Source organism: Marinobacterium lacunae, from assembly GCF_000705555.1.
GTDB lineage: Bacteria > Pseudomonadota > Gammaproteobacteria > Pseudomonadales > Balneatricaceae > Marinobacterium_D > Marinobacterium_D lacunae.
The window spans coordinates 226,968-252,464 of the sequence record NZ_JMQN01000040.1 but is presented as its reverse complement, the minus strand read 5'-3'; the positions used below and the strand labels follow the sequence as shown (position 1 = coordinate 252,464).

Below are 25,497 nucleotides of genomic sequence, written 5' to 3'. Positions count from 1 at the left end.
TGCATCAATGCCATTTCAGTTCTGCATCAATCGGTCTCCGAGAGGAGTTCCGCCATCGCGGTGGCCAGTGCTGCTGAAAGGCTGATGCCATTGCTTGGATGGGGAACCGCTTCGCAGGTGATAACATCAGCACGAGACTGCAACTGGCGCCAGGCGTCACCGGCAAACAGACCGTGAACGGCGATGACAGTCGCGCGCGGCAGCTCCTGAGCTGCCAGATGGTCCAGCGTCTCAAGCATGGTGCGTCCGCTGGAGATGATGTCGTCGACCAGCACTGGCGTGTGTTCTCGCCAGCGGTCGACATCGGGGAGTGAGACGCTGACGTCATAGTCACCGTGGCGCTCCTTGCGGAGCACTTGAAACGGTGCCCCGGCCAAGCTGGCTACATGGGACACCCACTGTTCGCTTTCGCTGTCCGGGCCTATCAAAAGTGGAGATTTGATGTGTTGCTGTATCCATTCGGCGATCATGGGGGCCGCATGGACCACGCGGCTTTTCAGGGTATAGATCTCGTCCAGTGAGTTATAGCGGTGCAGATGCGGATCGGTGGTCACCAGCAGGTCAAACGCGTCCGACAGTAATCGCGCGAAGGGGCGTGAGCTGATGCACTCTCCTGGTTGAAAGCGTTTGTCTTGGCGCATGTAGGGCAGGTAAGGGGTTATCAGGCCAATTCGATGGGCGCCAAGATCGCGTAGGGTATCGGCCAAAAAAAACAGGCGTAGGCATTTTTCGTCCGGCCGGTAAAGGTTGCACAGAATCAGGCAGTCGCGAGAGTCAACATCGCTATGGACGCGAAGATAACTCTCGCCATCGGGGAAATGGCGCTGTTCGAGCTCTCCGGCGTCGGCATTCAGGGCCCTGCGCAGACGAGTGGACAGGTCTGGATCGGAATCCAAGTTGAAAAGGACCGGTTTCATCGGGTGCTCTCCTTGCCGTTACTGCTCAGCGTCAATACCAGTTCGTGGTCGGTCAGGTAGTCAACGGCGTAATTCAATTCGCCGGCGTTTTCGGCATGGATCGTCAGCAGAGGCTGGTATTGCTCAACTTTGTCGCCGATCTTGACGTGCAGTTCGATGCCCGCGGCCGGGTCGGCCGGAGCACCGGCCAATTTGGCGATTTTGGCCAACTGGCGATTGTCGACGTCGAGTACCTCGCAATCGCTGGGCGCGACCAGCGCATAGCGATAGGGTGCGACCGGTGGCTTTTTCAGACCGCCCTGTGCTTCGCAGATCCGTCGGAAACGGTCCCAGGCTTCGCCGGAGGTTATTTTTTCCATTGCCCGCTGCTGACCTTTCCCGGGGGCGGATTCTCCAACCATTTCCAGCATGGCGCCGGCGATCAGTGTGGCTCGATCTCGCAGGTCGCTTGGGGCGTCCGGCTTGTTTTGCAATACCGCCAGAATATCTCTAGCCTCAAGCGCCGGGCCTATGCCGCGACCGATCGGCTGGCTGCCATCGGTAAGCAGTACGTCCAGCTGCAGGCCAAGGTTGTGCGCGACCGTCTTGAAACTCTCGGACAGTCGCTCGGCTGCCTCCTGACTGCGGACTTTGGCGGTGGGGCCGACCGGTATGTCGATCAGCACATGGGTTGCGCCGGCGGCCAGCTTCTTTGACAGCACCGAGGCGATCAGTTGACCTTCGCTGTCGATATCCAGTGCCCGCTCGACCTGAATCAACATGTCGTCGGCAGGGCTTAAGCGTACCGATCCACCCCAGGCCAGGCAGCCCTTTTCTCGGTTGACGACAGTACGCATCTGCTCCAGTGATAGGGCCACTTCGGTCAACGTTTCCATGGTGTCGGCGGTGCCCGCCGGAGACGTAATAGCGCGAGAGGAGGTCTTAGGTACAGTCAGGCCACAGGCGGTAAGGATCGATACAATGATGGGTGTGGTGCGGTTTCCGGGGAGTCCGCCTACGCAGTGTTTATCAATGACCTGCTCCAGCCCCCAGTCGATGCGGCTTCCGGCCTTGACCATCGCTTCGGTCAGCGCAGTGATCTCTCTGTCGCTCAGTGAATCGTCGCCGCAGGCGGTGATAAAGGCGGCCAGATGCACATCAGCATAGCGACCTTCGACAATATCGTTGATGATGCTTTGCAGTTGCAACTCGTCCAGTTCGTGCCCATAGACTTTGGCGCGCACATAGGAGAGGGATTGTACCGGGCGTGGGTGCGAGAGCCATATCTCGGCGTTTGGCTTCAAATCCAGCATCTGCCAGGCGGACTCGGAAAAACCGGCCTGCTCTGGCTCCAGCAGGTCTGAGCAGACGATGTTCAACGAGGCGATGATGTGCCGGTCCTGGCAGTTTACGGTGATTCGCGAAAGGCTTTCAAAGCCCTCCGAGCGGCAGACCGGACTGTCTTCGCGCAGGTAGAGTGTGGGCTCGTGATGGGTATTGATTCCAAGACGGCGGGCTTTAAGGGGTGCCATCTTCTCGGGCGTAAAACTCATGGCGGACAGGTCCTCTGCCGTTGTTATGTTTTATCTGATAGTAACGCAAAGGCCTCCCGGCGAGTATGATGCTAGTCTGTCTTGGACTCCCTGAGTGGGCCTTGGGCTGTTAGAATACCGCTCTTTCGTTTTTAGCCAGCGCAGGATCGCTCTTCATGGAACGTAGTTACCGTTTGGTCCTCTCATGCCCGGACCGTGTGGGCATTGTATCGATGGTCAGTAATTTCATCTCCAGCCATGGTGGCTCGATTACCGACGCCAACCAGCATTCCGATCCGGTCAGCGGCTACTTCTTCATGCGCGTGGAGATCAATGCCTCATCGCTTCCGTTTTCGCTGGAGCGTCTGCGTGAAGCCTTCGACCCGATAGCCAACTCCTTTGCAATGGAGTGGAGCATCACCGATTCGATGCAGCCGAAAAAGGTGATCCTGATGGCCAGCCGCGAATCTCACTGTCTGGCCGATCTGCTGTACCGCTATCACAGTAACGAGCTGTTCTGCGAGATTCCCTGCGTTATATCAAACCACGAAGACTTGCGCTCAATGGTGGAGTGGCATGGCATTCCTTATTTTTGTGTGCCGGTGGACCCCGAAAACAAGCAGCCCCATTTCGAGCGCGTGGACGCGCTGATCCGGGAACACGACGCTGATACCGTTGTGCTGGCGCGTTACATGCAGATACTGCCCACCGAAGTGTGTGATCGTTACCCGCATAAAATCATCAACATCCATCATAGTTTCCTGCCGTCGTTCGCCGGTGCGCGGCCCTATCATCAGGCCTATGACCGTGGCGTGAAACTGATCGGCGCAACCTGTCACTATGTCACGCCGGAACTGGACGCAGGCCCCATCATCGATCAGGAAGTGACTCGCGTCAGTCACCGTCATCTGCCTGAAGAGATGGTGCGTCTGGGGCGTGATGTCGAGAAGCTGGCACTGGCGCGCGGCTTGCGCTGGCATCTTGAAGATCGGGTTCTGGTTCATGGCAACAAGACGGTGGTTTTTTCCTGACCGGTATCCTCACCTGTACGCTAAGCTGTAATGCTGTAAACACACTAACTGAGTCTGCTGACCCCTATGAGTTTCACCTTCCCGGAAAAGCCGATGTTGATCTACCCCTCGCTGGCCTGCCGCATCGGGGTGGAACCTGCATTGCTGCTTGGCCTGTATCATGAGGCGGCCGAGCGTAATGGCATGACCGACGAGAAGGGCCGCTCGGAGCTGCTGCTCTCGCGCGATCAGTGGCAAGCACTGGCGCCGTTCTGGGACGAGGCGCAATTGCGTGCGCTCAGTGATGTGCTACTCGCCGAGCGATTGGTTGAGATTACCTGGGGGAGCGCCGGAAATCTGCGTGTGAGAATGCCGGCGCCAGAGGTGAGCACGGCTGTACGGCCTCAGGTTCAGGAGCCGGTGCCCGAAATACCCGTGCGGCATAACCCGCCTGTTGTCGAGCAGGTGAGTCGTTTGCCAGTGGTCGATGAGCCGCCACCGACGCCCCGACCTGTCCGGCAGACAAATCTTGCCCAGCGCCGCGGGCCTGCTCCTACATTCGGCGGCAGTATCGGCTGGCGTCGGCACAAGGATGAGCTTGAGGAGATTTTCGAGCAGGCCGAGCAGCGCAATCAGAAATTGCAATCGATGTTCATCGGTTGGCAGCCGTCAGAGCTGTTCCATCAGATGCTGCCGCGTTATGCCATTCCCGCAGACTTTGCAGACGGTTGCATCGATGAATTTGTGCTCTATTTTCTCGACAAAGACCGAAAAGAGAGTAACTGGGATCAAAAGTTTCTCGCTTGGGTCAAACGAGAGTGGGTAAAGAAACAAACACAGGATGCACGCGACAAACGCTATCAGCAGGAGCGTGATTCCACATTGACAGGTGCCTCTGGCCATGAAAACTCCCGACCAGATTCTCGCGAAAAGCGCAAACGGGTTACCGCAGCCATCATGGACATCAAGGACACCGACTGGTAATCAATCCGGGCCGCAAAGTCAGCCTCAATCGATTTCAGTCGAAACCAAAGCGCTGGTCAACATGATCTTTGCGCGTTTTATGGCGATCTACGGCCATAAATTCAAAAGCTGTTTCGAAACCGAGGATGAGATCCGTATTGCCAAACGTGAGTGGGCGCTGAGCCTGCGTAACTATGGTGAAGGGGAGTTGGTCGCGGCCGTTAATCGCTGCAAGGAAACACTCGCCTGGATGCCGACAATTTCCGAGTTTTTGGCGATCTTGCGTGATATCGGTGGCGACTTCGGACTGCCATCCGCACGGGATGCCTATATCGAGGCCTGCATGCACGCCGATCGTCCACGACAGCATCATTGGAGTCATCCGGCCGTTTATCTGGCCGCGCGCAATACCGGTTGGTTTGAGCTGCGCTCGGAAGATGAAACCGAGGTATTACCGCGCTTTCGCTATCAGTACGAAGTACTTTGTCGTCGGGTTCGCGAGGGCGAGGAGCTTGAATTGCCAGTAGTTCCAGCGATCGAGAACAAACAGGACAGTACGGTTGCGCGGTTCATGCTGGCGTTTGCTCAGGAGCACGAGCTTGAGCCGGAATTCGCCTGCTCTTTGCTGTACTACCTGACACTGCCCAAGGGCAGTGCTACGCGTGAACGCTTTAAGAAGCAGGCTCAGGCCGAGATCGATGCCAAAGGGCTCAAGATCGATCTGCCCGAACAGGCTGGCGCCATCGTCAATCGATGAGGCGTCAATGCCCCCCGAACGATTGTCCGAACATCTCGCCAATTGCCGCGGCCAGCGTCTCGCTGCGCTGTGGATTGCGAAATGCCTGCATGATCAAGGCTCTCAGGGCGGGCATGAACATCAGGTCGGCCAATACCCGACTGAATCCCGCCTGACCGGCCTTCCCGGCGGCGAGCCTCTCCAGAAACGGCTGCAGCACTTCGGGGGCCTGCAGTGCCAGTGAGCATCGGGTGGCAATGGCGACGATCACTTCGGCTTCCAGCGCGTGCTTTGAGGCAAGGACCTTGAGGACTTCACGCTGTTTGAAGTGTTCGTCCTGAATGTTCGACAGGCCGCGAATCACAGCTGCGACCACCAGCGGGTCTGTGGTGGAATCGGCCAGCATTTGATCAAGGCGTGCCGATAGCGCATCCCTCACCTTGACCGGCGGTACTAAATGCTCGAGCAGTGTTGATATAGATGCCAGCGCCGGCAGCGGCAATTCAGCTATTCGAGCGGCCAATGCGTTCGCGTTGGACTTGTCGTCCAGCCTGACCACTAGATCGGCCAGCCCCTGGAGAGCCAGGTCGGTCCAGCGATCCAGCGGCAGTTCGCCGTTGATGTAGTCTTGCGCGGTCTCGAAATAGCTTGACGCGGACACGCCCGTCGATTGGGCGGCGAGGGCGTGGAAGATAGCCATCTTGTCCTGGTCTGGTTTGAAGGCGAACGGGTTGTCCTTGAGCGCATCCTCTTCAAGTGCGCCACTCTTGGCGTTGACAGCATTCTGAAGCAGTCTCTGCACCAGATCGTCACGTGCTGCCTGCACCAGAAAGCCCTGCTCGTCCAGCGGAAGTTTGAGAAACCAGATTGCATTCTGTTCAGGCTGCTTGGGATGCCAGATCAATATGCCGATCCAGGCGTGGTGGAGAAAAGGCAGTGGATAGGGAATCCGTGCCTGCTCGATGCGCTCGAAAAGCTCACCCGTCAGCTTGCTGACGCGCCGTCCCATATCAAACAGACGTATTGCAGCGCCCGCTTCACGCAGTACATGAATCAGGGTGGGTTGCGGGTGGTTGGCGCTGGGCATTGTATCTCCTGCTGGTTATCCAGGGTGGCTGGGGGCTATTCTAGCAGCCCCGGGTCAACCACTGAACAGCCGTTCCTCGTCCGCTTCGACAAGGCTAGGCTCACCTGAAAGGATGAGTATATCGCCGGCTTCGAGGCACTCTTCGTGCGGTGGGGGGCCTAATTCGATATCGCCCCGCCGCAGACTGACCACGACCGTTTTCAGTCCCAGGCTGCCGAGTGTTCTTCCCGTTGCGTAGCAGTCTTGGGTCAGAGTGACTGGGTGGCGGAGCTCATTGGGTATGCCAGCCTCTGTTACCTTGCGCGATCGCTTGCCATGAAGAAAACCGTGCAACATCTGGTAGCGTTGGGATCTGACCTCGTCAATGCGTGAGCGAATCTCTTCAGAGGGCACTTCGAGCAGTGTCAGTATGTGGGAGACCAGCATCAGACTTCCCTCCAGCGCCTCGGGCACCACTTCCGCAGCTCCGGCATTCTGGTAGAGCTCCAGCTTGCTGTCGTCCTGGGTGCGCACCAGCACTGGCAGGTCAGGGTAGTTGCGCTTGATCTGCTTCAGTGCCGCCATGCTTTCGACATGATCGGGTACGGTTAGAATCAACAGGCGCGCACGTTCGGCGCCAATAGCCTTGAGGATGTCGCCACGACGGGCGTCCCCGTAATACATGGGCTCGCCCGCCTGTGCGGCTTCGTGGGTTCGAAACGGATCGGAGTCTATTGCAATGTAGGGGATGTTCAGCGGGCGCAGGAAACGGGCCACGATCTGGCCCACACGACCGAAACCGCAGATGATGACATGATTCTCGACATGTTCGGTGGCGTTGCTGAGCTCCTCAAGCGTTGGCGGCGTGAATGGGTCGGAGCTGGTTTTGTCCGACTGCTTCAGCAGCTTGGAGGCAATCGGGCCGCTGTAGTTGATCAGCATCGGCGTGAATATCATGCTCAGAATGATCGTCGAGACGATCATGGCATTGAGCTCGCTGTCGACCATCTGATGGCCCAGACCCAGAGCCAGAAGTGCGAAGCCGAATTCGCCGCCCTGAGACAGGCATAGGCCGGCACGCAGCGCGCTGCTGGGATCGTGGTTGAGGCGGCCTGTTACCAGCGAGATGATCGCCGCCTTGAGCAGCATCAAGCCCAGCGTGAACAGAATGACCCAGTACCAGTTCTCAACCAGGGTATTTAGATTCAGCTGCATGCCGACGGTGACAAAAAACAGCCCAAGCAGAACGTCGCGGAAGGGCCGGATGTCGGCTTCAAGCTGGTGCTTGTAATGGCTCTCCCCGAGCATCATGCCGGCCAGGAAGCCGCCAAGGGCCATCGAAAGACCGGCAGCATGGGTCAGCCAAGCGGCGGCAAGCGCAGTAACAAGCGCCATGAGCACAAACATTTCGTCGGAGCGGGAGCGGGCGATTTCATGGAACAGCGCTGGCAGTACTGTGCGCCCAAGCACCATCAGCAACAGGAGCAGTCCTGCGCCCTGAAGCAGGGAAAGCAGCAGTGTATCCGTATCGATATTGCCACCGTCGCTGCCAAGAACGGGTACGACAATCAGGAAGAATACCGCGGCTAAGTCCTGAAACAGCAGGATGCCGAAGGACAGCTGTCCATGGGGTGCGCTGAGTTGGTTCAGCCGCAGCAGCTCCCGTGTGACGATTGCGGTCGATGATAGTGCCAGAGCGCCTGCAATGACGATCGCGCCTCTGAACTCTATGCCAAAGGCGATGGAGATCAGAATCAACACCAGTGTCGTTAGGATAACCTGTAGCGAACCCAAACCGAATACGAGCTTGCGCATGGCGATCATACGCGGAAGTGAAAACTCAAGCCCGAGCATGAATAGCAGGAACACGACACCGAGTTCGGACATCAGCGTCATCTGGTGAGGGTCGGTCACCTGCAGTGCATAGGGGCCAAGCAGTGCACCTATTGCCAAATACGCCAGAATCGGCGGCAGGTTAAAACGTCGGAACACGGTCGTGGCGATGACCGCGCCAACCAGAATTAGTAGCAGCTGTTCAAACAGTGGGTGTTCCATGCCAGTTTTTCCGTAACGCCAGGAGCGGGATCAGGATGCGTCGGTCACAGCCCGGTCGAGTTCTTCAAGCAGTTGTAGCAGGCAACCGGTATCGTCACTTATCTGCTTGAATGCTTCCTCGGCCATAGGTGCTACCGAGCAGCTCTCCGGAAGCGGCAGCTGTTCCAGGACGATGTGCTGAAGTCTTGGCAGCAGCAGCCATTGCACCCACTCATGGAAATCCAGTGTGTCAATACAGAACGGCTGCTGACTCATCAGCGCTTCGGCGTCAGGCATGGACTCGGACCAGAGTTCGAGCGCGCGCATCTCGCGCTCGATATCCATCAATATGGGCAGAATCTGCTGGGCTGGGGTCACCGTTGCCTCCGGGCAATCTTCAGTGTATCGGCGATCATGAAAGCCAGCTCCAGCGACTGGTCCGCGTTCAGGCGGGGGTCGCAGTAGGTGTGATAACGGTCTGCCAGTCCCTCTTCGGTAATCTGGTAAGCACCGCCGATGCATTCGGTGACATCGTTACCGGTCATCTCGAAGTGTACACCGCCGGCATAGCTGCCTTCGGCCTGGTGCACTTCGAAGAACCCTTGCATCTCATGCAGGATGGCGTTGACGTTACGGGTTTTGTACCCGTTGGAGGCTTTAATGGTATTACCGTGCATCGGATCGGAGCTCCACACGACATTTGCCCCCATCTGCTGTACGGCACGTACCAGCGGCGGCAGCTTGTCCAGAATCTTCTCCGCCCCCATGCGGGCAATCAGGGTGATGCGACCGGCTGTATTGTGTGGGTTGAGTATTTCCAGCAAACGCCGGAGATCGTCTACGTCGGTGCTGGGACCGACCTTGACGCCGATCGGGTTCTTGACGCCGCGCAGGAACTCCACATGGGCATGGTCAGGCTGGCGGGTGCGGTCACCAATCCAGAGCATGTGCGCTGAACAGTCATACCAATCGCCTGTGAGGCTGTCGCGACGTGTCAGCGCCTCTTCATAATTGAGCAGCAGCGCCTCGTGAGAGGTGTAGAAAGCGGTTTCCTTGAGCTGCGGTGTGTTGCTTGCGTTGAGCCCGCATGCCTCCATGAACGCCAGCGTCTGGTCGATCTGGGCGGCGAGGTGCTCGTACTTTTCGTGTTGAGGCGTTTGCGATACGAAGCCGAGGTTCCACTTGTGCACCTGATGCAGGTCGGCCAGGCCGCCGCCGGCAAACGCACGCAGCAGGTTGAGAGTGGCTGACGACTGGTGGTAGGCAGAGAGCAGGCGTTGGGGGTCCGGTGTTCGTGCTTCGGCGGTGAAGTTGATATCGTTGATGATATCCCCCCGGTAGCTCGGCAGCTCGACTCCGTCCAGTGTTTCACTGCCGGATGAGCGCGGCTTGGCAAACTGTCCGGCCATACGACCGATTTTGACTACCGGGCAGCTGCCTGCAAATGTCAGCACAATGGCCATCTGCAGTAATAACTGGAACGTATTCTTGATCTTGTTGGCGTTAAATTCCGCGAAGCTTTCGGCACAGTCGCCGCCTTGCAGCAGAAAGCCCTCACCACGGCTGACGGCAGCCAGCTCGTCCTGCAGAGAACGGATTTCGCCTGCAAACACCAAGGGCGGATACTTGCCAAGTGTTTCTTCAGTGGTGTTCAGGGCGTTCAGGTCGGGGTAGATCGGCTGTTGCACGATCGGTTTGGCCCGCCAGCTGCGGGGGCTCCAGTTTGACATAGGGTCGTGTCCGTAAACGTCTTCTTGATGGGCGGAATAGTGTGGATTCGTTAAGTGTATGTGATCGGAGCCGCCAAACAAAGGCGCAGCGTACTCCTTTGGTGCAGATGGGGTGATTGCAGGGTAATCAGGATGCCGCGCGAATTCCGTTCAGATTGCGAAAGGTGACCTCTCGCGCGGTATTGAGAAAGTCGACCATGAAGTCGGCGTTTTTCTGGTCCTCTCGCATAGCGGCGTACAGTGTGCACCAAAGCCCTTTTTCGCCCAGCGGGCGAGCAGCGACATAATCGCGCTCCAGATATTCGTGTAAAGCCCAGTTGGGCAGGGCTGCAACGCCACGACCGCTGGCGACCAGTTGTACCATCATCACGGTCAGCTCTGCGGTGCGCTGATCGGCAGGCTCGATATTTTCCGGGTCCAGAAAACGGGTGTAGATATCCAGTCTATTGGGATCTACCGGGTAGGTGATCAGCGTTTCCTGGGCCAGATCGCGTGGGTGGATGAACTTTCGTGCAATCAACCGGTGCTGACGGCTGAGCGCCAGTACAGACTCGTAGCTGAACAGCGGTACGTAGTGCAGGCCGCTGCGAGGCTCAGGGTCTGATGTAATGACAAGGTCAAGATCGCCTCGCGCCAGCGCTGGCAACGGCTGAAAGGTAAAACCGGTGGACAGGTCCAGCTCCACCTCGGGCCAGTTCTGGCGGAAATGATCGATGGTCGGCATCAGCCAGTCGAAGCAACTGTGACACTCAATACAGATGTTGAGCCGTCCGGCAGCTCCTCCGGCCAGCCGGGCGATGTCACGCTCGGCGTTACGGATCATCGGCAGCATGTCATCTGCAAGAGCAAGCAGGCGTTGGCCGGCGCTGGTAAAGCAGATCGGTTTTGTCTTACGAATGAAAAGCGAGCAGTTAAGACGCTCTTCGAGATCTTTTATCTGGTGGGAGAGTGCGGATTGTGTCAGATGAACCCTTTCGGCCGCTTCGACAAGGCTTCCCGCGTCGCGCAGAGCGGACAGGGTTTTCAAATGACGTAGTTCTATCATACCTGACTGACTCTCTCTAAACCCAGGAGTGGACGCTGAAGGCCAGTATAGACGGCGGACCAGACTCTGGCGAGGTTCCGGTCCGCCTTCGCGCGGTTGCTGTAACCGAGGGGAGTGCCCCTTAACGGGGTCCTACAAGCAGGAACTCCAGCAGCGCTTTCTGAGCGTGAAGCCGGTTTTCCGCCTGATGGAAGGCTACGCAACGTGGATCGTCCATCATATCTTCGCTGATCTCCTCACCGCGATGGGCAGGGAGGCAATGCATGAACAGGGCGTCTTTACTGGCGAGATCCATTAGCGCGGGGGTTACCTGATAGCCGCGGAATTCGCGAACTCGCTGACGTTGCTCGTCTTCCTGTCCCATCGACGCCCAGACGTCAGTGCAGACAAGGTGTGCACCGGCAACCGCTTCTTCTGGGTTGTTGAATACGGTTACGCGGTCTGCGTTCTTTTGTACCAGGGCATCATTGGGTGCGAAGTCTGGCGGACAGGCAATATTGAGTTTGAAGTCAAACTGGCGAGAGGCGTTGATGTATGAGTTGCACATGTTGTTGCCATCGCCGACCCAGGCCACTGTTTTGCCTTTGATCGAGCCGCGCAGTTCGTTGAACGCCTGCATGTCGGCCAGTAGTTGGCAAGGGTGATAATCATCGGTCAGTGCGTTGATGACCGGAACCCGGGAGTTGGCGGCAAAGGTTTCAACCAGTTCATGGCTGAAGGTGCGGATCATTACGACATCGACCATGCTGGAGATGACGCGAGCGCTGTCTTCAACCGGCTCACCACGACCGAGCTGGGTATCGCGGGGCGACAGGAACATGGCGTGCCCGCCAAATTGCGCCATACCGGACTCGAAGGAAACGCGAGTACGCGTTGATGCCTTCTCGAATATCATCGCCATAACACGGTTCTTCAGCGGCTCGTAGATTTCGCCGTTGTTGCGCATCTGCTTGAGCTCGCTAGCGCGCTCGATAATGCCTTGCAGCTCTGCCGGTGTCATATCCAGCAGGGTCAGAAAATGTCTAATACTCATAGTATCAACAGACGGCTCTGCCGTCGGTTCCAGAGGTCAATGTGAATGAAGGTTCAGCGTGTCACTCGGTGCGCTCGTCGCCCGCATATACGCGAATGAGCTGGGACACGGTGTTGATCATGAGGTCGGCCTCATTCTGGCTCATGATCAGCGGTGGCAGCATACGAACGACTCGGCCACCACCTGTTACGTTAAGCAATACGCCTTTTACTTTGGCCAATACGGCCAGTTCGCTGCCGGCTTCGGTTAACTCGATGCCGATCATCAGGCCCTTGCCACGGATTTCTCGAATATAGGGTGCATCACCCAGTTTGGCACGGAACTGCTCGACGATATAGTGCCCCAAAACGTCCGCGTGTTGGCAAAGATTATCGGCACTAATGGTATCAATTACGGCAAGCGCAGCGGCGCAGGCAAGCGGGTTGCCGCCATAGGTTGTGCCGTGCGTTCCCGGTGTGAATAGCTTTGCCGCTTCCCCTCGTGCCAGGCAGGCGCCAATCGGTACGCCATTCGCCAGGCCTTTAGCCGTCGTCACCACGTCAGGCAAAATGTCGTTATGCTGGTAAGCGAAATATCGGCCGGTACGCCCGTTCCCGGTCTGGACTTCATCGAGCATCAGCAGCCACTGATTCTCGTCGCAGATATCACGCAGCTGGTTCAGGTAGTTATCGGCGGGGATGTGCACGCCGCCTTCGCCCTGAACGGGCTCCACCAGGATTGCCGCAATATTGGTGTTTTTGGCGGCAATCTGACGCACCGCTTCGATATCGTCGTACGGAACGCGGACGAATCCTGCGACCAAGGGCTCAAAGCCAGCCTGGGCTGAGCGGTTTCCGGTGGCGCTGAGGGTGGCAAGGGTGCGGCCGTGGAAGGAGTTCTCCATCACGATAATCGTGGGAACCTCGATCCCTTTCTGGTGTCCGTAACGACGTGCGAGCTTGATCGCTGCTTCGTTCGCTTCAGCACCTGAGTTGCAGAAGAACGCATTATCCATTCCGGAAATTGAGGTGAGCTTTTCAGCTAGCTGCTCCTGAAGCGGAATGGTGTAGAGGTTGGAGCAGTGGATTAGACGTCCGGCCTGATCGGCGATCGCGCGGGTGACGGCTGGGTGTGCGTGACCAAGTCCGGTCACGGCGATCCCGGATAGAGCATCCAGGTAGCGATGGCCGTCGGTGTCGTATATCCAGACGCCCTTACCGTAGTCAAAGGCGACCGAGAGCCTGTTATAGGTATTCATCAGTGGCTGTAACGACATGGGGCGTTTCTCCCTACAACGCAAAAAGGCAGCCATAGCTGCCGAAAAAACGGACATTCTATGTGGGGGTTAGTATTTTGGCAATAATATTGTGTCAACGTGATATTCGCCTTTGGTCCTTGTATTGCGGCCTGCCGTCCCCATATTGTTTTTCACAGGATGGAGGCTTGGCTGCCTGGCGGGATATTTTATTAATCCCACTAAAGAGGTAGGATATAGCCTGTTGACATCCGGGTGGCGGGCGCTACCCGGGACCGAATATATACAACAGCAAGGTGTAACCATGAGCGTAGTCGATACCATCAAGGAGCAGATCGAAAACAATACGATTCTGCTATATATGAAGGGCACTCCCCGCTTTCCGCAGTGTGGCTTCTCCTCCAGGGCCTCGGAAGCGTTGGTCGCTTGTGGCGAGCGCTTTGCGTTCGTGAATATACTGGAGGCGCCTGAGATACGTGCAGAGCTGCCGAAATACGCGAACTGGCCGACATTTCCACAGCTTTGGGTCAACGGTGAGCTTGTTGGTGGCTGCGACATCATTTGCGAAATGGCCGAAAGCGGCGAGCTGAAAGAGCTTGTCAGTGCCGCTGCCAAGCAGCAGGATTCAGAAGAGGCTTGATCAGGGTTGGCAATAGCTAGCCTTAATCGACCGTATAGCGTGGCTCTATTAGAACCCTTATGGTTGATCAGGTAATTTTAACTGGTTGATTAACCCTAGAAAAACTCAACCCAAGCATGGAGAGTAGTGAGCAATGGGCGTACTCGTAGGTAAAAAAGCACCCGATTTCACAGTTGCAGCTGTCAAGGGCGATGGCAGCATCGTTGATAGCTTCACGCTGAGCGAAGCGATCAAGGGCAAATACGGCCTTGTATTCTTCTACCCCCTCGACTTCACATTCGTATGTCCGTCCGAGCTGATCGCTCTGGATCACCGTATGGATGCCTTTACTGAGCGTGGTGTTGAGGTTATCGGCGTTTCTATCGATTCTCAGTTTACCCATAACGCATGGCGCAACACTCCGGTAAATGCCGGTGGTATCGGTCCGGTCAAGTACACGCTGGCTGCTGATACCAAGCATGAAATCTGCCAGGCTTATGATGTAGAAGCTGAAGGCGGTGTCGCTTTCCGTGGCGCTTTCCTGATCGACAAAGAAGGTGTCGTTCGTTCCCAGATCGTCAACGATCTGCCGTTGGGACGTAACATGGACGAGCTGATTCGTCTGGTTGACGCGCTGCAGTTCCACGAAGAGCACGGCGAAGTATGCCCGGCTGGCTGGAACAAAGGCGACAAAGGTATGAGCGCATCTCCGGAAGGTGTTGCCAAGTACCTGGCTGAAGAATCCGACAAGCTGTAATCGCTTGATTGAGAAAAAACCCGCTTCGGCGGGTTTTTTTGTGTCTGTGTCTTTGGGTTAGTCGCGGGTGGCGAGCACCATCTCCCAGCCGCCCAGGTCTTTCCAGCGATTGACGATAGTGCAGAACAGTTCCGCTGTTTTCTGGGTGTCGTAGAGCGCGGAGTGCGCCTGCTTACCGTCAAACTCGATGCCGGCCGCATCGCATGCGCGTGCCAGCACAGTCTGGCCAAACGCGAGTCCTGCCAGTGTGGCGGTGTCAAATGTCGAGAAGGGGTGGAAAGGGTTGCGCTTTACGTCGGCACGCTCTGCGGCGTTGCAGATGAAGCTGTGGTCAAAAGCCGCATTGTGGCCGACCAGTACCGCGCGCTTGCAGTCGTGAGACTTTATGGACTTGCGCACGGGTTTGAAAATCATCTCCAGAGCATCCAGTTCGGACATCGCTTCGCGCTCAGGATCGAACGGATCGATTCCGGTGAAGGCGAGTGCTTCGGGTTCCAGGTTCGCGCCTTCGAAGGGGGCTACCTTGGCATCAAAGCTTTTGTCCGGTATCAGGTAGCCCTGTTCATCCATGGTGAGCGTGACCGCGGCAACCTCCAGCAGGGCGTCGGTACGTGGATTGAAGCCTGCGGTTTCAACGTCGATGACAACGGGTAGAAAGCCGCGAAAGCGATCGGACATAGGGTGTTTGGTGGAGGACAATAGGCTTCCTTAACTCTGGGGTTGCTGGAGAACGGATATGGGCTCATTCTAACAGTCGAGTGTATGAGGTCCAATTGCTGTGCCCGCAAAAGGAGCGTTAAAGGACGGGTGTTTTTGGCCGATAACCCGCTGATAAAGTTAGGGTGTGCGGATCGACCTCTTGTTTTACGTGATGGGAATTCACTGGATGCGCTTCTGGTTGCTGCTTCTTGTTCTGTTTTTTTCGTTTCAGCATGCTGGGGCGGTGACCTTTCGTGCCTCTATTGAGGATTCACGCTGGGAGATGGAGAGTTCCCAGTTTGTCTGTCGGCTCCAGCAGGAGATCCCATCGTACGGGGTTGCCTCTTTCGAACATCTGGCAGGGGAGGAGGTGCGATTCACACTGACGCCCACTCAAAAACAGCAGGTAGAGGGGCAGGCCAAGCTAGTTGCCGAGGCTTCGTCATGGCAGCCCGGTATCGATCCTCAGATGATTGGTGTGGTTAAGGCGGCGCCAGGAACCGGAGTGATTGAGGTGCCTGCCATGCTTGCCAAAAATATGCTCGCGGCGCTCTATCGCGGCATGACGCCTACGTTTAATACCGATCAATGGTATGGCACACCGGAGTTGCTCAAGGTCGGCGTTTCGGCTGCCAACTTCCAGTCTGCGTACACCGATTATCTCAACTGTATTGCGGGACTGCTGCCCGTTAACTATCGCCAGGTTGCGCGTACGGCAGTGCTTTTTCCGTCCGGCCAGACGATGCTGTCGGATGCGACGCGCGAGCGTCTGGCGCTGATTGCAACCTATGTCAAGGCTGATAATAGTGTGCAAACCATCTACGTGGATGGTCATTCGGATAATCTTGGGCGTCGGTTGTTGAATCGCGACTTGTCCAAGAAGCGTGCAGAAGAGGTGTCGCGTTATCTGGTGGAGCAAGGGGTGGCGGAAGATCGAATCGTCACCCGCTATCATGGCGAACGTTATCCCGTCGTTCCCAATACAAGCGCGAAGAATCGTGCACGTAACCGCCGTGTGACCATTCGTCTGGAGCGAGAAGACGCACCTGTTCGTTGAGTGCGTGCGCTGGTTATACGTGACCGCGCTTTCTGATATACTTTCGCGCTTTCCGCTTTAAATGACCGGTTTCCGCTGCGGGGGCCGGATTTCTGTGATCTGGAGTCGCAACATGTCCGATATCAAGAAGGTCGTACTGGCTTACTCCGGCGGTCTGGATACCTCTGTGATCGTCCGTTGGCTACAGGATACCTATAACTGTGAAGTAGTGACCTTTACTGCCGATCTGGGGCAGGGCGAAGAGGTTGAGCCCGCTCGTGCCAAGGCGCAGGCGCTGGGTGTCAAAGAGATCTACATCGAAGATCTGCGCGAAGAGTTTGTGCGCGACTACGTCTATCCGATGTTCCGTGCCAATACGATCTATGAAGGTGAGTACCTACTGGGTACGTCGATTGCACGTCCTTTGATCGCCAAGCGTTTGGTAGAGATCGCCAACGAAACCGGTGCTGATGCTATTTCTCATGGTGCGACCGGCAAAGGTAATGATCAGGTTCGATTCGAAATGGGTGCGTATGCCCTGAAGCCTGGCGTCAAAGTGATTGCACCCTGGCGTGAGTGGGATCTGACCTCGCGCGAGACGCTGATGGCGTATTGTGAAGAGCGCAATATCCCGGTCGACTTCGCCAAGGGCAAGAAAAAGTCACCCTACTCCATGGATGCCAACCTGCTGCATATCTCCTATGAGGGCGGCATTCTTGAGGATCCCTGGGCGGAAGCCGAAGAGGATATGTGGCGCTGGAGCGTGGCGCCCGAGCAGGCGCCGGATCAGCCGACCTATCTTGAACTGACCTATCGCAAGGGCGATATCGTTGCCATCAACGGCGAAGAGATGAGTCCGGCGACTGTGCTGGCTTACCTGAACAAGATCGGTGGCGAGAACGGCGTTGGACGACTGGATATCGTAGAAAACCGTTTTGTGGGTATGAAGTCCCGCGGTTGCTACGAGACCCCGGGAGGCACCATCATGCTCAAGGCGCACCGCGCCATCGAGTCGATCACGCTGGATCGGGAAGCTGCGCATCTGAAGGATGAGCTGATGCCGCGCTATGCTAAGGTTATCTACAACGGTTTCTGGTGGTCCGAAGAGCGCAAGATGCTTCAGCAGATGATCGATTACAGCCAGCGTAACGTAAATGGCGATGTTCGCGTCAAGCTTTACAAGGGTGCTGTTTCGGTTGTGGGTCGTCGCTCTGAAGATAGTCTGTTTGATGAGAGTATCGCGACATTTGAAGACGATGCCGGCTCTTATAATCAGAAAGATGCAGAAGGCTTTATCAAGCTGAATGCCTTGCGTATGCGCATAGCCGCAAGCAAGGGGCGCAATCTTCTGGATGATTGATCAGGCGCTTGTCTGATCGCATCAAAACCCGCTGGCATGCCTGTCGGCGGGTTTTTTGTGTCTCAGGTTTGATGGCTATGCAGCAATTTTTTGCTAACGGGCTGATTCTCATGCTACTTTTTCGAAAAATTGGCTGTCACTGAAGTTATGGAAGCTCTGTTCTCTGGAAAGTCGGCACTGATTCTCGACAAGAAGCTGGAGGACCTGCAGTCTCTGCGCTCAATCCTGGGCAATCTGGGATTTGGTGAGGTACTTGCGGCCTCATCTGTGAATATGGCGCTCAGCATGCTGAGAGAGTTGCCTGTCGATTTCTGCTTTCTCTGTTATGACCTTGGCCGCGACGAGAAGAACGGCTTGCAGCTGATGCTCGAGCTGCAGGCGGAAGGCCTGCGTTACCACTCCGGTTGTTATGTTCTGGTGGTCGAGCCGGAAAAGTCCGATCTTCTGCTCGGTTCGCCTGAAAACGCTCCCGATATCTATATATCCAAGCCCTATGATCGTATCCGCGTTGGTCAGCAGCTCGAAAAGGTAATGCGCCTGAAAAAAAACCTCGGGCCGGTAGAGCAGTTGCTGGACGATGGTAAGTGGGAAGACGCCTTGGAGGAGTGCGCACGGCTGGAAGAGCATTACCCAGGGATGAAGGTCTATCTTCAGCGCCTGAAAGGTGGGGTCCTGCTGCGTAATAATGAGCCTCAGCAGGCCTACGAGTTGTTTGGACTTTTGTTGCACGGTCGTGACCAGCCTTGGGTTCGAATTGGGCTTGCCATATCGGCTGCCCGGTGCGGGTGGTTTAACCAAGCGGCAGAGCAGCTCGACAAGGTGATTGGCGATCAGCAGGTGTGCATCGAAGCCTTCGTCTGGCGTGCCAGGCTTCATCGTGTAAGAGGGGAGTTGGAGCAGGCGCAGAATCTGTTGCGTCAGGCTGTCGTCTTGCAGCCCACCGTAGCCTTGCTGCAGGGGGATCTGGGTGATGTGGCAGCTATGGGGGGGGATGTTCGTCTCTCGGTGGAGTCGTTCCGTGCTGCGATACGGTACAGTCGCTACTCGGCTTTCCAGCACCCGGATTATTATTTTGGTCTGGTTCGAGTGTTGCTGGAGCAGATGCAGGCGCGGGGTGGTTCCAATGCGGATGCCGAAGAGGAGGCGGTCCGTATGCTTGAACGAGCCCAGCGCGACTTCCTGGATATGCCGGTTATCCATTTTCGCTGTCGGTTGCTCTCCAGCGAGGTCTATCGCGTGGTGGGTGATGCACAAAGTGGCGAGCTGGCTGCGCGCGATGCCTTTAGTCTCTTTCAAGAGCTGACGTTGGATGAGCGTCTGATGTGGCTTGATCAGCTGATTGAAGGGGTCGAGGGGACCTCCGTGCATGATGAGATGTCGGGGTTGCGTCAGGAGTTGACCAAACAGATGGCGGGGTTGAAGTGGGGGCGCGCCAACCTTAAGGGGATGACCCAGTTCCGTCATGGTGAGCTGGATCCCGCGCTGGACTCTTTCCTGGATGCCTATGAGCAGCAGGAGGGGAACCCGGGGATTGGGCTCAATCTGGTGCAGACTGCACTGGAGATCATCCGTCGATCTTCTATCCCGATGCTTGAACAGGATTTGATGGCGCTATGTGATGAGACTCTCTATGCGCTGCACTACGGGGCGCTTACGCCCAAGCAGAAACAGCGTTACAAGGGGCTTTATCAGCGTCTGGCTGAGATCGCCGGCCGTATGGGCCGTACGGCCGAATAAGACGGGGGTTAGAACAGCTGTTCTTCGTCGTCCAGAATATTGCCGCCATTTTCTTGAGGTTGTCCCTCCGGGCTTGAAAGCCCAGCCTCCTCTCTGGCCAGGTTGCGCGCCAGTTTTCGACTGAGTAGTTTCTTCTGTGCGGGCATCGGCAGGTCGGTGAACCGAATCAGATGCTGGCTGACGAGTGTGTCGATCAAATCCTCAAGGATTCGGATAGTCGATTTGTCCGATTGGTCCAGAAATACATCGGGATCGAACTCCTGACTATCGTTCATTGACAGGAATTCCAGCACCTTGGGATCTCGAAGGGTGACTTCGCGGGCACCGCTGGCAGGGGTTTCGGTCAGGCTGATCACCTTTCCCTGATCATCAAACTTGGCGTATAGCATCTGCCTGAATCCTTTTGGCGGTGGGGGATGGAATATCGTCAAACAGCTGTTAGTATTAACCGCCATAATTCTAAGGTCAACGAGTATGGATGCATCGCACGACCCACTATTAAGCTGTTTGGTGATTTTAGCTCAGCAGTACCACAGGCCGACATCTGCCGGGGTGCTGGCTGATGGCTTGCCTCTTGTTAATCATCGACTTACGCCTCAGCTTTTTGTGAGAGCCGCAACGCGTGCCGGGTTGGCCGCCAAGGTTGCCGAGCGGCGTTTGGATCAGCTGTCGGAGCTTTTACTTCCAGTCGTCCTGATTATGGATGATGATACCGCCTGTATTCTTCAGGAAATCGACAGCGACACCGGCGAGGCTGTGATTCAGCAGCCGGAAAGCGGTGGCAGCTACCGCATACCGCTCAGTGAGCTGGAGCCTCAGTACAGCGGTTATCTTATCTTCGTGCGGGCAGAGTACAAAGCGGGCGGAGAGTCCAGCCGCGTACTCGATGGTCGCAGCGGTCACTGGTTCTGGGGCACGCTGAAACGCTCGACACGTATCTACCGTGACGTTCTGCTGGCCAGTTTCCTGATCAACCTCTTCGTGTTGGCCAACCCCCTCTTCGTAATGAACGTATATGACCGCGTCGTGCCCAACGGTGCTGTCGAGACGCTGTGGGTGTTGGCGGTCGGCGTTCTTATCGTCTATCTGTTCGATTTTGGCCTCAAGATGCTGCGTGCTTATTTTATCGAGGTCGCGGCCAAAAAATCCGATGTTTTGTTGTCTGCCCAGCTTTTCGAGAAAGTGATGCGTATCCGTTACGACCGGATGCCTGCCTCGGTGGGTGCTTTCTCCAGTAACCTGCGTGAATTCGACAGTATCAGGAATTTCCTGAGTTCCACGACCAATACCGTACTCATCGATATTCCTTTCATGCTGATCTATATCTTCGTTATCAGCCTGATCGGTGGTCCCCTGGTGGCTGTACCCGCCGTGGCGATACCGATGATTATCATCTACTCCCTCATTGTGCGGCCGAAGCTGCGTGATGCCGTGGAGCGCACCTTTGCATCGACGGCGCAGAAGAACGGTACTCTGGTTGAATCACTGACCGCGATGGAAACGGTTAAAACCCAGCGCGCGGCGAGTCCATTACAGCAGCGTTGGGAGGAGGCGGTCGGCTATATCTCCCGCTGGGGGCTGCGTTCGCGCATGCTCTCTTCGTCGGTGGTTACTTTTGCTGGATTCGTTCAGCAGTTGGCGTCTGTGCTGCTGGTGATCGGCGGTGTTTACCTGATCATGGAGCAGGAGCTGTCGCTCGGTGCTTTGATTGCGTGTGTCATTCTTACTGGGCGTGCGATTGCGCCGATGGCCCAGGTTGCCAGCTTGATTATTCAGTACGAACAGTCGGCCAAAGCGCTTAAAACACTGGATGAGATTATGTCGCTCCCGGTTGAGCGGGAGGAGGGTAAGCACTTCGTTCATCGTCCTAATTTGGACGGTAATGTGGAGTTTCGAAACGTAAGCTTCAATTACCCCAATGTCGAGTATCCGGCGCTTAAACAGGTTTCGTTCAAGATTAATGCCGGTGAGCGTGTGGCCATGATCGGGCGTATCGGCTCGGGCAAAACCACTATCGAGAAAATGCTGCTGGGGCTTTATCAACCGACGGACGGAGCCATCCTGCTGGATGGTGTCGATATCAAACAGATCGATCCTGTAGATTTGCGCCTTAATACGGGTTATGTGCCGCAGGATGTGATGTTGTTCGCCGGTACCGTTCGCGACAATATCATTGTTGGCTCTCCGCAGGCGTCGGACGCTGAAATGTTACAGGCTGCGCGCCTGGCAGGTGTTGAGCAGTTCGTGAATTTGCATCCCATGGGCTTCGATATGCAGGTGGGCGAGCGTGGGCAGGCGTTGTCGGGTGGCCAGCGGCAGTCCATAGCCATAGCGCGTGCTTTGCTGCATCAGCCCAGTCTGCTGATTATGGATGAGCCCAGTAACTCTATGGATAACGCATCCGAGGATCAGTTCAAGCGCCAGCTCAATGAGGTGCTTGAAGGGCGCACATTGCTGATGATTACGCACAAAATGTCATTGCTAACATTGGTCGACAGACTGATAGTGGTCGATCAGGGGCAGATTGTCGCCGATGGGCCGAAAGACACGGTGCTTGAAGCGCTCAAACAAGGACGCCTGCATGTGCGCCGTTAAGGGACAAGCCGTAGATGAAGCGCAAAGAAGTTAAGTTGAAGCAGGAAGATCTGGGCTACACATCCAGTATCAGTGAAGCGATGTTGGAGCAGGCGCCGAAAGGGGCCAGTGCGTTATTATGGGCTATGGCATTGTTTATCTTGGCCGCCGGTGTGTGGGCCAACTGGGCCACGCTGGATGAAATTACCCGTGGTGATGGCGAAATAATACCGTCCCGCCAGTTGCAGGTTGTACAGAACCTCGAGGGCGGGATCGTCTCCGAAATACTTGTTCACGAAGGAGACCTGGTGGAGAAGGGCCAGGTCCTGATGCGAATTGAAGACAAGCGCTTCGTGAGCTCGGTGAAAGAGAGTGAAGTACGGCTGTTTGAATTAAAGTCAAAAGCCGCCAGGCTCGCTGCGGAAGCAAATGGCGAGCCGATGGAAACGCCGAAGGATTTTCCTGAACAGTATCAATACCTGCTCAATCAAGAGGTGAACCTGTTCGCGACGCGTCAGCAGGAGCTGAATGCCAACCTTGCTGTACTGGGTCAGCAGCGTGACCAGCGGCGTCAAGAACTCAAGGAGGCAGAATCTCGCCGGGCGCAGGTTCGTCGCAGCTACGATCTGCTTCTGCAAGAGATGCGTATTACCGAGCCATTGTTGAGCGAAGGCGTTATTTCCGAGGTGGAATACCTGCGATTGAAGCGCCAGGTCAACGATCTCAGGGGCGAGCTATCCAGTATCGAACTGAGTTTGCCGAGAATTCAGTCGACCATCGAAGAGATCGACCAGAAACGCAGCGAAATGGAGCTTCAGTTCCGTAATACGGCCCGGTCCGAGTTGAATGACGTACTGGCTGAACGGGCGCGACTGAGTGAAACCTTTAGTGGTATGCAGGACCGAATCCAGCGCACAGATGTTCGCGCCCCGATCAAGGGAACGGTCAAGCAGTTATTGATCAACACCATTGACGGAGTTGTTCGCCCCGGTGATCCTCTGCTGAACATCGTGCCTTGGGAAGATAAGCTGCTGATCGAGGCACGTATTCGTCCTTCGGACATCGGCCAGCTCAAGGTTGGCCAGCCCTCGATGGTGAAAGTAAGTGCCTACGATTTTGCGATCTACGGTGGCTTGCCTGCCAAGCTGGTATACATCTCACCGAGTACGATTGTCGACGAGAAGGATGAGACGTTCTATCAGGTGCGTCTGGAAACGGAAAATCCCTATTTGGGCGAGAATAAGAACTTGCCGCTGATAGCTGGCATGACCGTTTCCGTGGATATTGTCACGGGCGAGAAAACGGTCATGCAGTATCTGCTCAAGCCTATTACGAAAGCGCGTCAGCGGGCTTTAACGGAGCGATAGAATGGACTATTTCTGTATCGCAATGAGGGACGACATCGCTCAGCGCTGGACGGAAGCACTGGATCTTAACTTGAATAGGCTAGAGCAGCCGCTGTCGAGTGTGGCTTTGCCCCAAAACGGTTTATGCCTGGCTCATTGGCAGAGCATCAGCGGAGCTGAAAAAGAGTTGTTGTTGGCGCATGCTCATGGCTGTGGTTTGAGTTTAGTTGTGCTGACCGATCATCCTGATACAGATGAGGGTCGTGAACTGATTCGGCGAGGGGCCAAGGCCTATGGTAATACCTTCGTCACTTATAGCCTGCTCAATGAGATGATCAAGGCGGTAAAACGCGGCGACATATGGGCAGGGCAAGATGTACTTCAATCGGTGTTGCGCCAGCTCCTTGAGCAGGTGGAGCCGCCGGTGCAAAGCCTGGCTGAACGATATGGCTTGAGCGATCGGGAAAATGAAGTACTCGTCGAAGTAATGTCCGGTGCAAGCAACAAAGTAGTGGCACGACGTTTGGATATTACTGAACGTACGGTAAAGGCTCACATGAGTGCTATTCTGAACAAGACTGGCGCGCGTGATCGTGTAGAGCTTATTCTTTTAGCTCAGCGAACTGAGCGTAACGCTGTCTGATCAGGGACACCTTTTAAGGATAGGGGAAGAAAAATGGCGTTTAAACAGTCTATGCTTGCGGCTGCTGTGCTCGTTGCTGTCTCCGGCACGGCGCACTCCGCGACAGTACAGGAAGTCGTAGCGGACAATCTGGCGGAGAATCCGGATGTTGCGCGGGCAATCGAGGCCTACCGGGCCGTGGTCAAAGAGGTTGACCAGGCAAAAGCGGGCTACTACCCGACCGTCGATGCCACTCTGGGTTACGGATATGAGTGGACAGACAAAGACCAGGGTGTTCAGGATGTCGAGCTGAACCGTCGTGAGGCTCACCTGAACATTAATCAGATGTTGTTCGACGGCTTTGCAACGCCTAGCGAAGTGAAGCGTCAACGCGCCCGTATGGAGTCGGCTGCTGCGGAAGCATCCGACTCGGCGGAAAACTATGCATTACAGGCCTCTCGCGCTTACCTGGAGCTTCTACGCCGTGATCAACTGGTCAAGCTGGCGAAAGAGACTCTCTACAATCACGTCAAGATCTACGATCAGATCAAGCGTCGCTCCGAGTCTGGCCTGGGCACGCTGGCTTCCATTCAGCAGGCTGAAGGCCGACTGGCTCTGGCAGAGGTAAATACACTGGCTGCTGAAAATAATCTGCTCGACGCTCAGGCCAACTACCAGCGTGTCGTCGGTCAAGAGCCGCCGGCCGATCTTGAACCACTGATGGATGATGCGCTGCAGCTGCCGGGTACCTTCGAAGAAGCATTGGCTATCGCTAATGAGAGCCATCCGGTTGTGGGTGTTGCTCAGAGTGATGTCGAGGCGACCTATGCCCAGCGTGATGCAGCCAAGAGTCGTATGTATCCGAGACTGGATCTTGAGATCGAGCGTCGCTGGGACGAAAACCTGGATGGTATCGAAGGTGATGATGAAGATCTGACCGCCATGCTGCGACTGCGCTATAACCTGTTCAACGGTGGTGCTGACAAGGCACGTATTCGTCAGACTGAGTATCAGATCGGCGAGGCCCAGCAGGTTCAGCGTGACTCCATGCGCCAGATCAAGCAGAGCCTGGAACTATCCTGGAACGCTTACGAGATTCTCGGACGCCAGATCGAGCATCTGCAACAGCATGTAAGTTCAAGTGAGCAGACTCGCAACTCCTATCAGAAGCAGTTTGATATCGGACAGCGCTCCCTGCTAGATCTGCTCGATACCGAGAACGAGGTCTTCTCCGCCAAGAACCAGCTGGCCGAAGCTCAGCTCGATCAGCAGATTGCCAAGCTTCGTATTCTCAACGGCATGGGCGGTCTTCTGAGCGCGATGAACATCGACGTTCCGCTGGAAGAATCCGCAACCATGACGGCCGAGGTGCAGGCTGAGCCTGCGATGGATGAGATGAAAACGGCCGAGGAAAGCAGCGAAAGCGCTAGCTGAGCCAAGATTGCATCTACCGGGGTGGGTGGCTAAA

At 56.0% G+C, this 25,497-nt stretch carries 23 protein-coding genes; 12 read left to right on the top strand and 11 right to left on the bottom strand.

The annotated features are described in order from the left end of the window. Positions 1-26 precede the first annotated feature (26 nt). Together ADIMK_RS13730 and ADIMK_RS13725 are read right to left on the bottom strand one after the other, a co-directional pair. The gene (locus ADIMK_RS13730; protein ID WP_036189159.1) at positions 27-917 is read right to left on the bottom strand and encodes a ribose-phosphate pyrophosphokinase; all 891 of its coding nucleotides are present in this window, start codon (positions 915-917) and stop codon (positions 27-29) included. After that, positions 914-2,449, bottom strand: a complete 1,536-nt coding sequence (locus ADIMK_RS13725; protein ID WP_036189157.1) for a thymidine phosphorylase family protein — start codon at positions 2,447-2,449, stop codon at positions 914-916. The genes ADIMK_RS13730 and ADIMK_RS13725 overlap by 4 nt, the downstream gene beginning before the upstream one ends. A 155-nt stretch (positions 2,450-2,604) precedes the next feature. Between ADIMK_RS13725 and purU the strand changes: the two genes are divergently transcribed. From purU to ADIMK_RS13710, 3 genes are all read left to right on the top strand, one after another. Next, positions 2,605-3,459, top strand: a complete 855-nt coding sequence (gene purU, locus ADIMK_RS13720; protein ID WP_036189155.1) for a formyltetrahydrofolate deformylase — start codon at positions 2,605-2,607, stop codon at positions 3,457-3,459. Positions 3,460-3,525: 66 nt separating this feature from the next. Further along, positions 3,526-4,422, top strand: a complete 897-nt coding sequence (locus tag ADIMK_RS13715) for a DnaT-like ssDNA-binding domain-containing protein (protein ID WP_036189154.1) — start codon at positions 3,526-3,528, stop codon at positions 4,420-4,422. Positions 4,423-4,483: 61 nt separating this feature from the next. Beyond that, positions 4,484-5,158 (top strand): replication protein P, encoded by a 675-nt coding sequence (locus tag ADIMK_RS13710; RefSeq protein WP_036189151.1) that lies wholly within the window; start codon positions 4,484-4,486, stop codon positions 5,156-5,158. Positions 5,159-5,162: 4 nt separating this feature from the next. Here ADIMK_RS13710 and ADIMK_RS13705 read toward each other — a convergent pair whose 3' ends face one another. The 7 genes from ADIMK_RS13705 to ADIMK_RS13675 form a co-directional block, all read right to left on the bottom strand. After that, on the bottom strand, positions 5,163-6,224 hold the full coding sequence (locus ADIMK_RS13705) for a DUF3549 family protein (RefSeq protein ID WP_036189148.1): 1,062 nt from the start codon (positions 6,222-6,224) through the stop codon (positions 5,163-5,165). 54 nt (positions 6,225-6,278) lie between these two features. Then, positions 6,279-8,258 (bottom strand): monovalent cation:proton antiporter family protein, encoded by a 1,980-nt coding sequence (locus tag ADIMK_RS13700; protein WP_036189146.1) that lies wholly within the window; start codon positions 8,256-8,258, stop codon positions 6,279-6,281. Positions 8,259-8,288: 30 nt separating this feature from the next. Then, on the bottom strand, positions 8,289-8,615 hold the full coding sequence (locus ADIMK_RS13695) for a YqcC family protein (RefSeq protein ID WP_051692955.1): 327 nt from the start codon (positions 8,613-8,615) through the stop codon (positions 8,289-8,291). Then, positions 8,612-9,967, bottom strand: a complete 1,356-nt coding sequence (locus ADIMK_RS13690) for a class II 3-deoxy-7-phosphoheptulonate synthase (protein ID WP_036189144.1) — start codon at positions 9,965-9,967, stop codon at positions 8,612-8,614. Before ADIMK_RS13690 ends, ADIMK_RS13695 begins: the two co-directional genes overlap by 4 nt. Positions 9,968-10,094: 127 nt before the next feature. Continuing rightward, positions 10,095-11,012, bottom strand: coding sequence for a LysR family transcriptional regulator (locus tag ADIMK_RS13685; protein ID WP_036189142.1), 918 nt, complete (start codon positions 11,010-11,012; stop codon positions 10,095-10,097). Positions 11,013-11,133: 121 nt separating this feature from the next. Continuing rightward, a complete protein-coding gene (gene argF, locus ADIMK_RS13680) occupies positions 11,134-12,045 on the bottom strand; it encodes an ornithine carbamoyltransferase (protein WP_036189139.1) in 912 nt (303 codons plus the stop codon). A gap of 61 nt (positions 12,046-12,106) precedes the next feature. Further along, positions 12,107-13,300: an aspartate aminotransferase family protein gene (locus tag ADIMK_RS13675; RefSeq protein ID WP_036189136.1), complete on the bottom strand. Its 1,194-nt coding sequence runs from the start codon at positions 13,298-13,300 to the stop codon at positions 12,107-12,109. Between the two features lie 283 nt (positions 13,301-13,583). On the opposite strand from ADIMK_RS13675, the gene grxD reads away from it, so the two are divergent. Both grxD and ADIMK_RS13665 read left to right on the top strand, forming a co-directional pair. Next, complete coding sequence (gene grxD / locus ADIMK_RS13670) at positions 13,584-13,919, top strand: Grx4 family monothiol glutaredoxin (protein ID WP_036189134.1); 336 nt, start codon at positions 13,584-13,586, stop codon at positions 13,917-13,919. A 133-nt stretch (positions 13,920-14,052) separates the two neighbouring features. Further along, entirely contained in the window at positions 14,053-14,655 is a 603-nt protein-coding gene (locus ADIMK_RS13665) for a peroxiredoxin (RefSeq protein ID WP_036189132.1), read from the top strand. 57 nt (positions 14,656-14,712) lie between these two features. On the opposite strand, the gene rnt is transcribed toward ADIMK_RS13665, so the two are convergent. Further along, complete coding sequence (rnt, locus tag ADIMK_RS13660; RefSeq protein ID WP_036189129.1) at positions 14,713-15,333, bottom strand: ribonuclease T; 621 nt, start codon at positions 15,331-15,333, stop codon at positions 14,713-14,715. 208 nt (positions 15,334-15,541) lie between these two features. Between rnt and ADIMK_RS13655 the strand changes: the two genes are divergently transcribed. From ADIMK_RS13655 to ADIMK_RS13645, 3 genes are all read left to right on the top strand, one after another. After that, entirely contained in the window at positions 15,542-16,411 is an 870-nt protein-coding gene (locus ADIMK_RS13655; protein ID WP_036189126.1) for a flagellar protein MotY, read from the top strand. Positions 16,412-16,523: 112 nt separating this feature from the next. Next, entirely contained in the window at positions 16,524-17,750 is a 1,227-nt protein-coding gene (locus tag ADIMK_RS13650) for an argininosuccinate synthase (protein ID WP_036189124.1), read from the top strand. 147 nt (positions 17,751-17,897) lie between these two features. Then, a complete protein-coding gene (locus tag ADIMK_RS13645) occupies positions 17,898-19,487 on the top strand; it encodes a tetratricopeptide repeat protein (protein WP_036189122.1) in 1,590 nt (529 codons plus the stop codon). Positions 19,488-19,495: 8 nt separating this feature from the next. Here the strand turns inward: ADIMK_RS13645 and ADIMK_RS13640 are convergent, their stop codons facing one another. Continuing rightward, a complete protein-coding gene (locus ADIMK_RS13640; RefSeq protein ID WP_036189120.1) occupies positions 19,496-19,876 on the bottom strand; it encodes a hypothetical protein in 381 nt (126 codons plus the stop codon). Positions 19,877-19,961: 85 nt separating this feature from the next. Between ADIMK_RS13640 and ADIMK_RS13635 the strand changes: the two genes are divergently transcribed. From ADIMK_RS13635 to ADIMK_RS13620, 4 genes are read left to right on the top strand one after another with little or no spacing between them, the layout of a single operon-like run. Then, positions 19,962-22,082, top strand: coding sequence for a type I secretion system permease/ATPase (locus ADIMK_RS13635; RefSeq protein WP_036189117.1), 2,121 nt, complete (start codon positions 19,962-19,964; stop codon positions 22,080-22,082). Between the two features lie 14 nt (positions 22,083-22,096). After that, positions 22,097-23,428 (top strand): HlyD family type I secretion periplasmic adaptor subunit, encoded by a 1,332-nt coding sequence (locus ADIMK_RS13630; protein ID WP_036189114.1) that lies wholly within the window; start codon positions 22,097-22,099, stop codon positions 23,426-23,428. Between the two features lies 1 nt (position 23,429). After that, positions 23,430-24,050 carry a LuxR C-terminal-related transcriptional regulator gene (locus ADIMK_RS13625; RefSeq protein WP_051692954.1) on the top strand — a complete coding sequence of 207 codons (621 nt, stop codon included), beginning with the start codon at positions 23,430-23,432 and terminating at the stop codon, positions 24,048-24,050. 33 nt (positions 24,051-24,083) lie between these two features. Continuing rightward, positions 24,084-25,463 (top strand): TolC family outer membrane protein, encoded by a 1,380-nt coding sequence (locus ADIMK_RS13620; protein WP_036189111.1) that lies wholly within the window; start codon positions 24,084-24,086, stop codon positions 25,461-25,463. The last annotated feature ends 34 nt before the right edge of the window (positions 25,464-25,497 follow it).

Coding starts and splice junctions, on each gene's coding strand:
- ADIMK_RS13730 (WP_036189159.1), bottom strand. CDS start 917: ATGAAACCGGTCCTTTTCAACTTGGATTCCGATCCAGACCTGTCCACT.
- ADIMK_RS13725 (WP_036189157.1), bottom strand. CDS start 2,449: ATGAGTTTTACGCCCGAGAAGATGGCACCCCTTAAAGCCCGCCGTCTT.
- purU (WP_036189155.1), top strand. CDS start 2,605: ATGGAACGTAGTTACCGTTTGGTCCTCTCATGCCCGGACCGTGTGGGC.
- ADIMK_RS13715 (WP_036189154.1), top strand. CDS start 3,526: ATGAGTTTCACCTTCCCGGAAAAGCCGATGTTGATCTACCCCTCGCTG.
- ADIMK_RS13710 (WP_036189151.1), top strand. CDS start 4,484: ATGATCTTTGCGCGTTTTATGGCGATCTACGGCCATAAATTCAAAAGC.
- ADIMK_RS13705 (WP_036189148.1), bottom strand. CDS start 6,224: ATGCCCAGCGCCAACCACCCGCAACCCACCCTGATTCATGTACTGCGT.
- ADIMK_RS13700 (WP_036189146.1), bottom strand. CDS start 8,258: ATGGAACACCCACTGTTTGAACAGCTGCTACTAATTCTGGTTGGCGCG.
- ADIMK_RS13690 (WP_036189144.1), bottom strand. CDS start 9,967: ATGTCAAACTGGAGCCCCCGCAGCTGGCGGGCCAAACCGATCGTGCAA.
- ADIMK_RS13685 (WP_036189142.1), bottom strand. CDS start 11,012: ATGATAGAACTACGTCATTTGAAAACCCTGTCCGCTCTGCGCGACGCG.
- argF (WP_036189139.1), bottom strand. CDS start 12,045: ATGAGTATTAGACATTTTCTGACCCTGCTGGATATGACACCGGCAGAG.
- ADIMK_RS13675 (WP_036189136.1), bottom strand. CDS start 13,300: ATGTCGTTACAGCCACTGATGAATACCTATAACAGGCTCTCGGTCGCC.
- grxD (WP_036189134.1), top strand. CDS start 13,584: ATGAGCGTAGTCGATACCATCAAGGAGCAGATCGAAAACAATACGATT.
- ADIMK_RS13665 (WP_036189132.1), top strand. CDS start 14,053: ATGGGCGTACTCGTAGGTAAAAAAGCACCCGATTTCACAGTTGCAGCT.
- rnt (WP_036189129.1), bottom strand. CDS start 15,333: ATGTCCGATCGCTTTCGCGGCTTTCTACCCGTTGTCATCGACGTTGAA.
- ADIMK_RS13655 (WP_036189126.1), top strand. CDS start 15,542: ATGCGCTTCTGGTTGCTGCTTCTTGTTCTGTTTTTTTCGTTTCAGCAT.
- ADIMK_RS13650 (WP_036189124.1), top strand. CDS start 16,524: ATGTCCGATATCAAGAAGGTCGTACTGGCTTACTCCGGCGGTCTGGAT.
- ADIMK_RS13645 (WP_036189122.1), top strand. CDS start 17,898: ATGGAAGCTCTGTTCTCTGGAAAGTCGGCACTGATTCTCGACAAGAAG.
- ADIMK_RS13640 (WP_036189120.1), bottom strand. CDS start 19,876: ATGCTATACGCCAAGTTTGATGATCAGGGAAAGGTGATCAGCCTGACC.
- ADIMK_RS13635 (WP_036189117.1), top strand. CDS start 19,962: ATGGATGCATCGCACGACCCACTATTAAGCTGTTTGGTGATTTTAGCT.
- ADIMK_RS13630 (WP_036189114.1), top strand. CDS start 22,097: ATGAAGCGCAAAGAAGTTAAGTTGAAGCAGGAAGATCTGGGCTACACA.
- ADIMK_RS13625 (WP_051692954.1), top strand. CDS start 23,430: ATGGACTATTTCTGTATCGCAATGAGGGACGACATCGCTCAGCGCTGG.
- ADIMK_RS13620 (WP_036189111.1), top strand. CDS start 24,084: ATGGCGTTTAAACAGTCTATGCTTGCGGCTGCTGTGCTCGTTGCTGTC.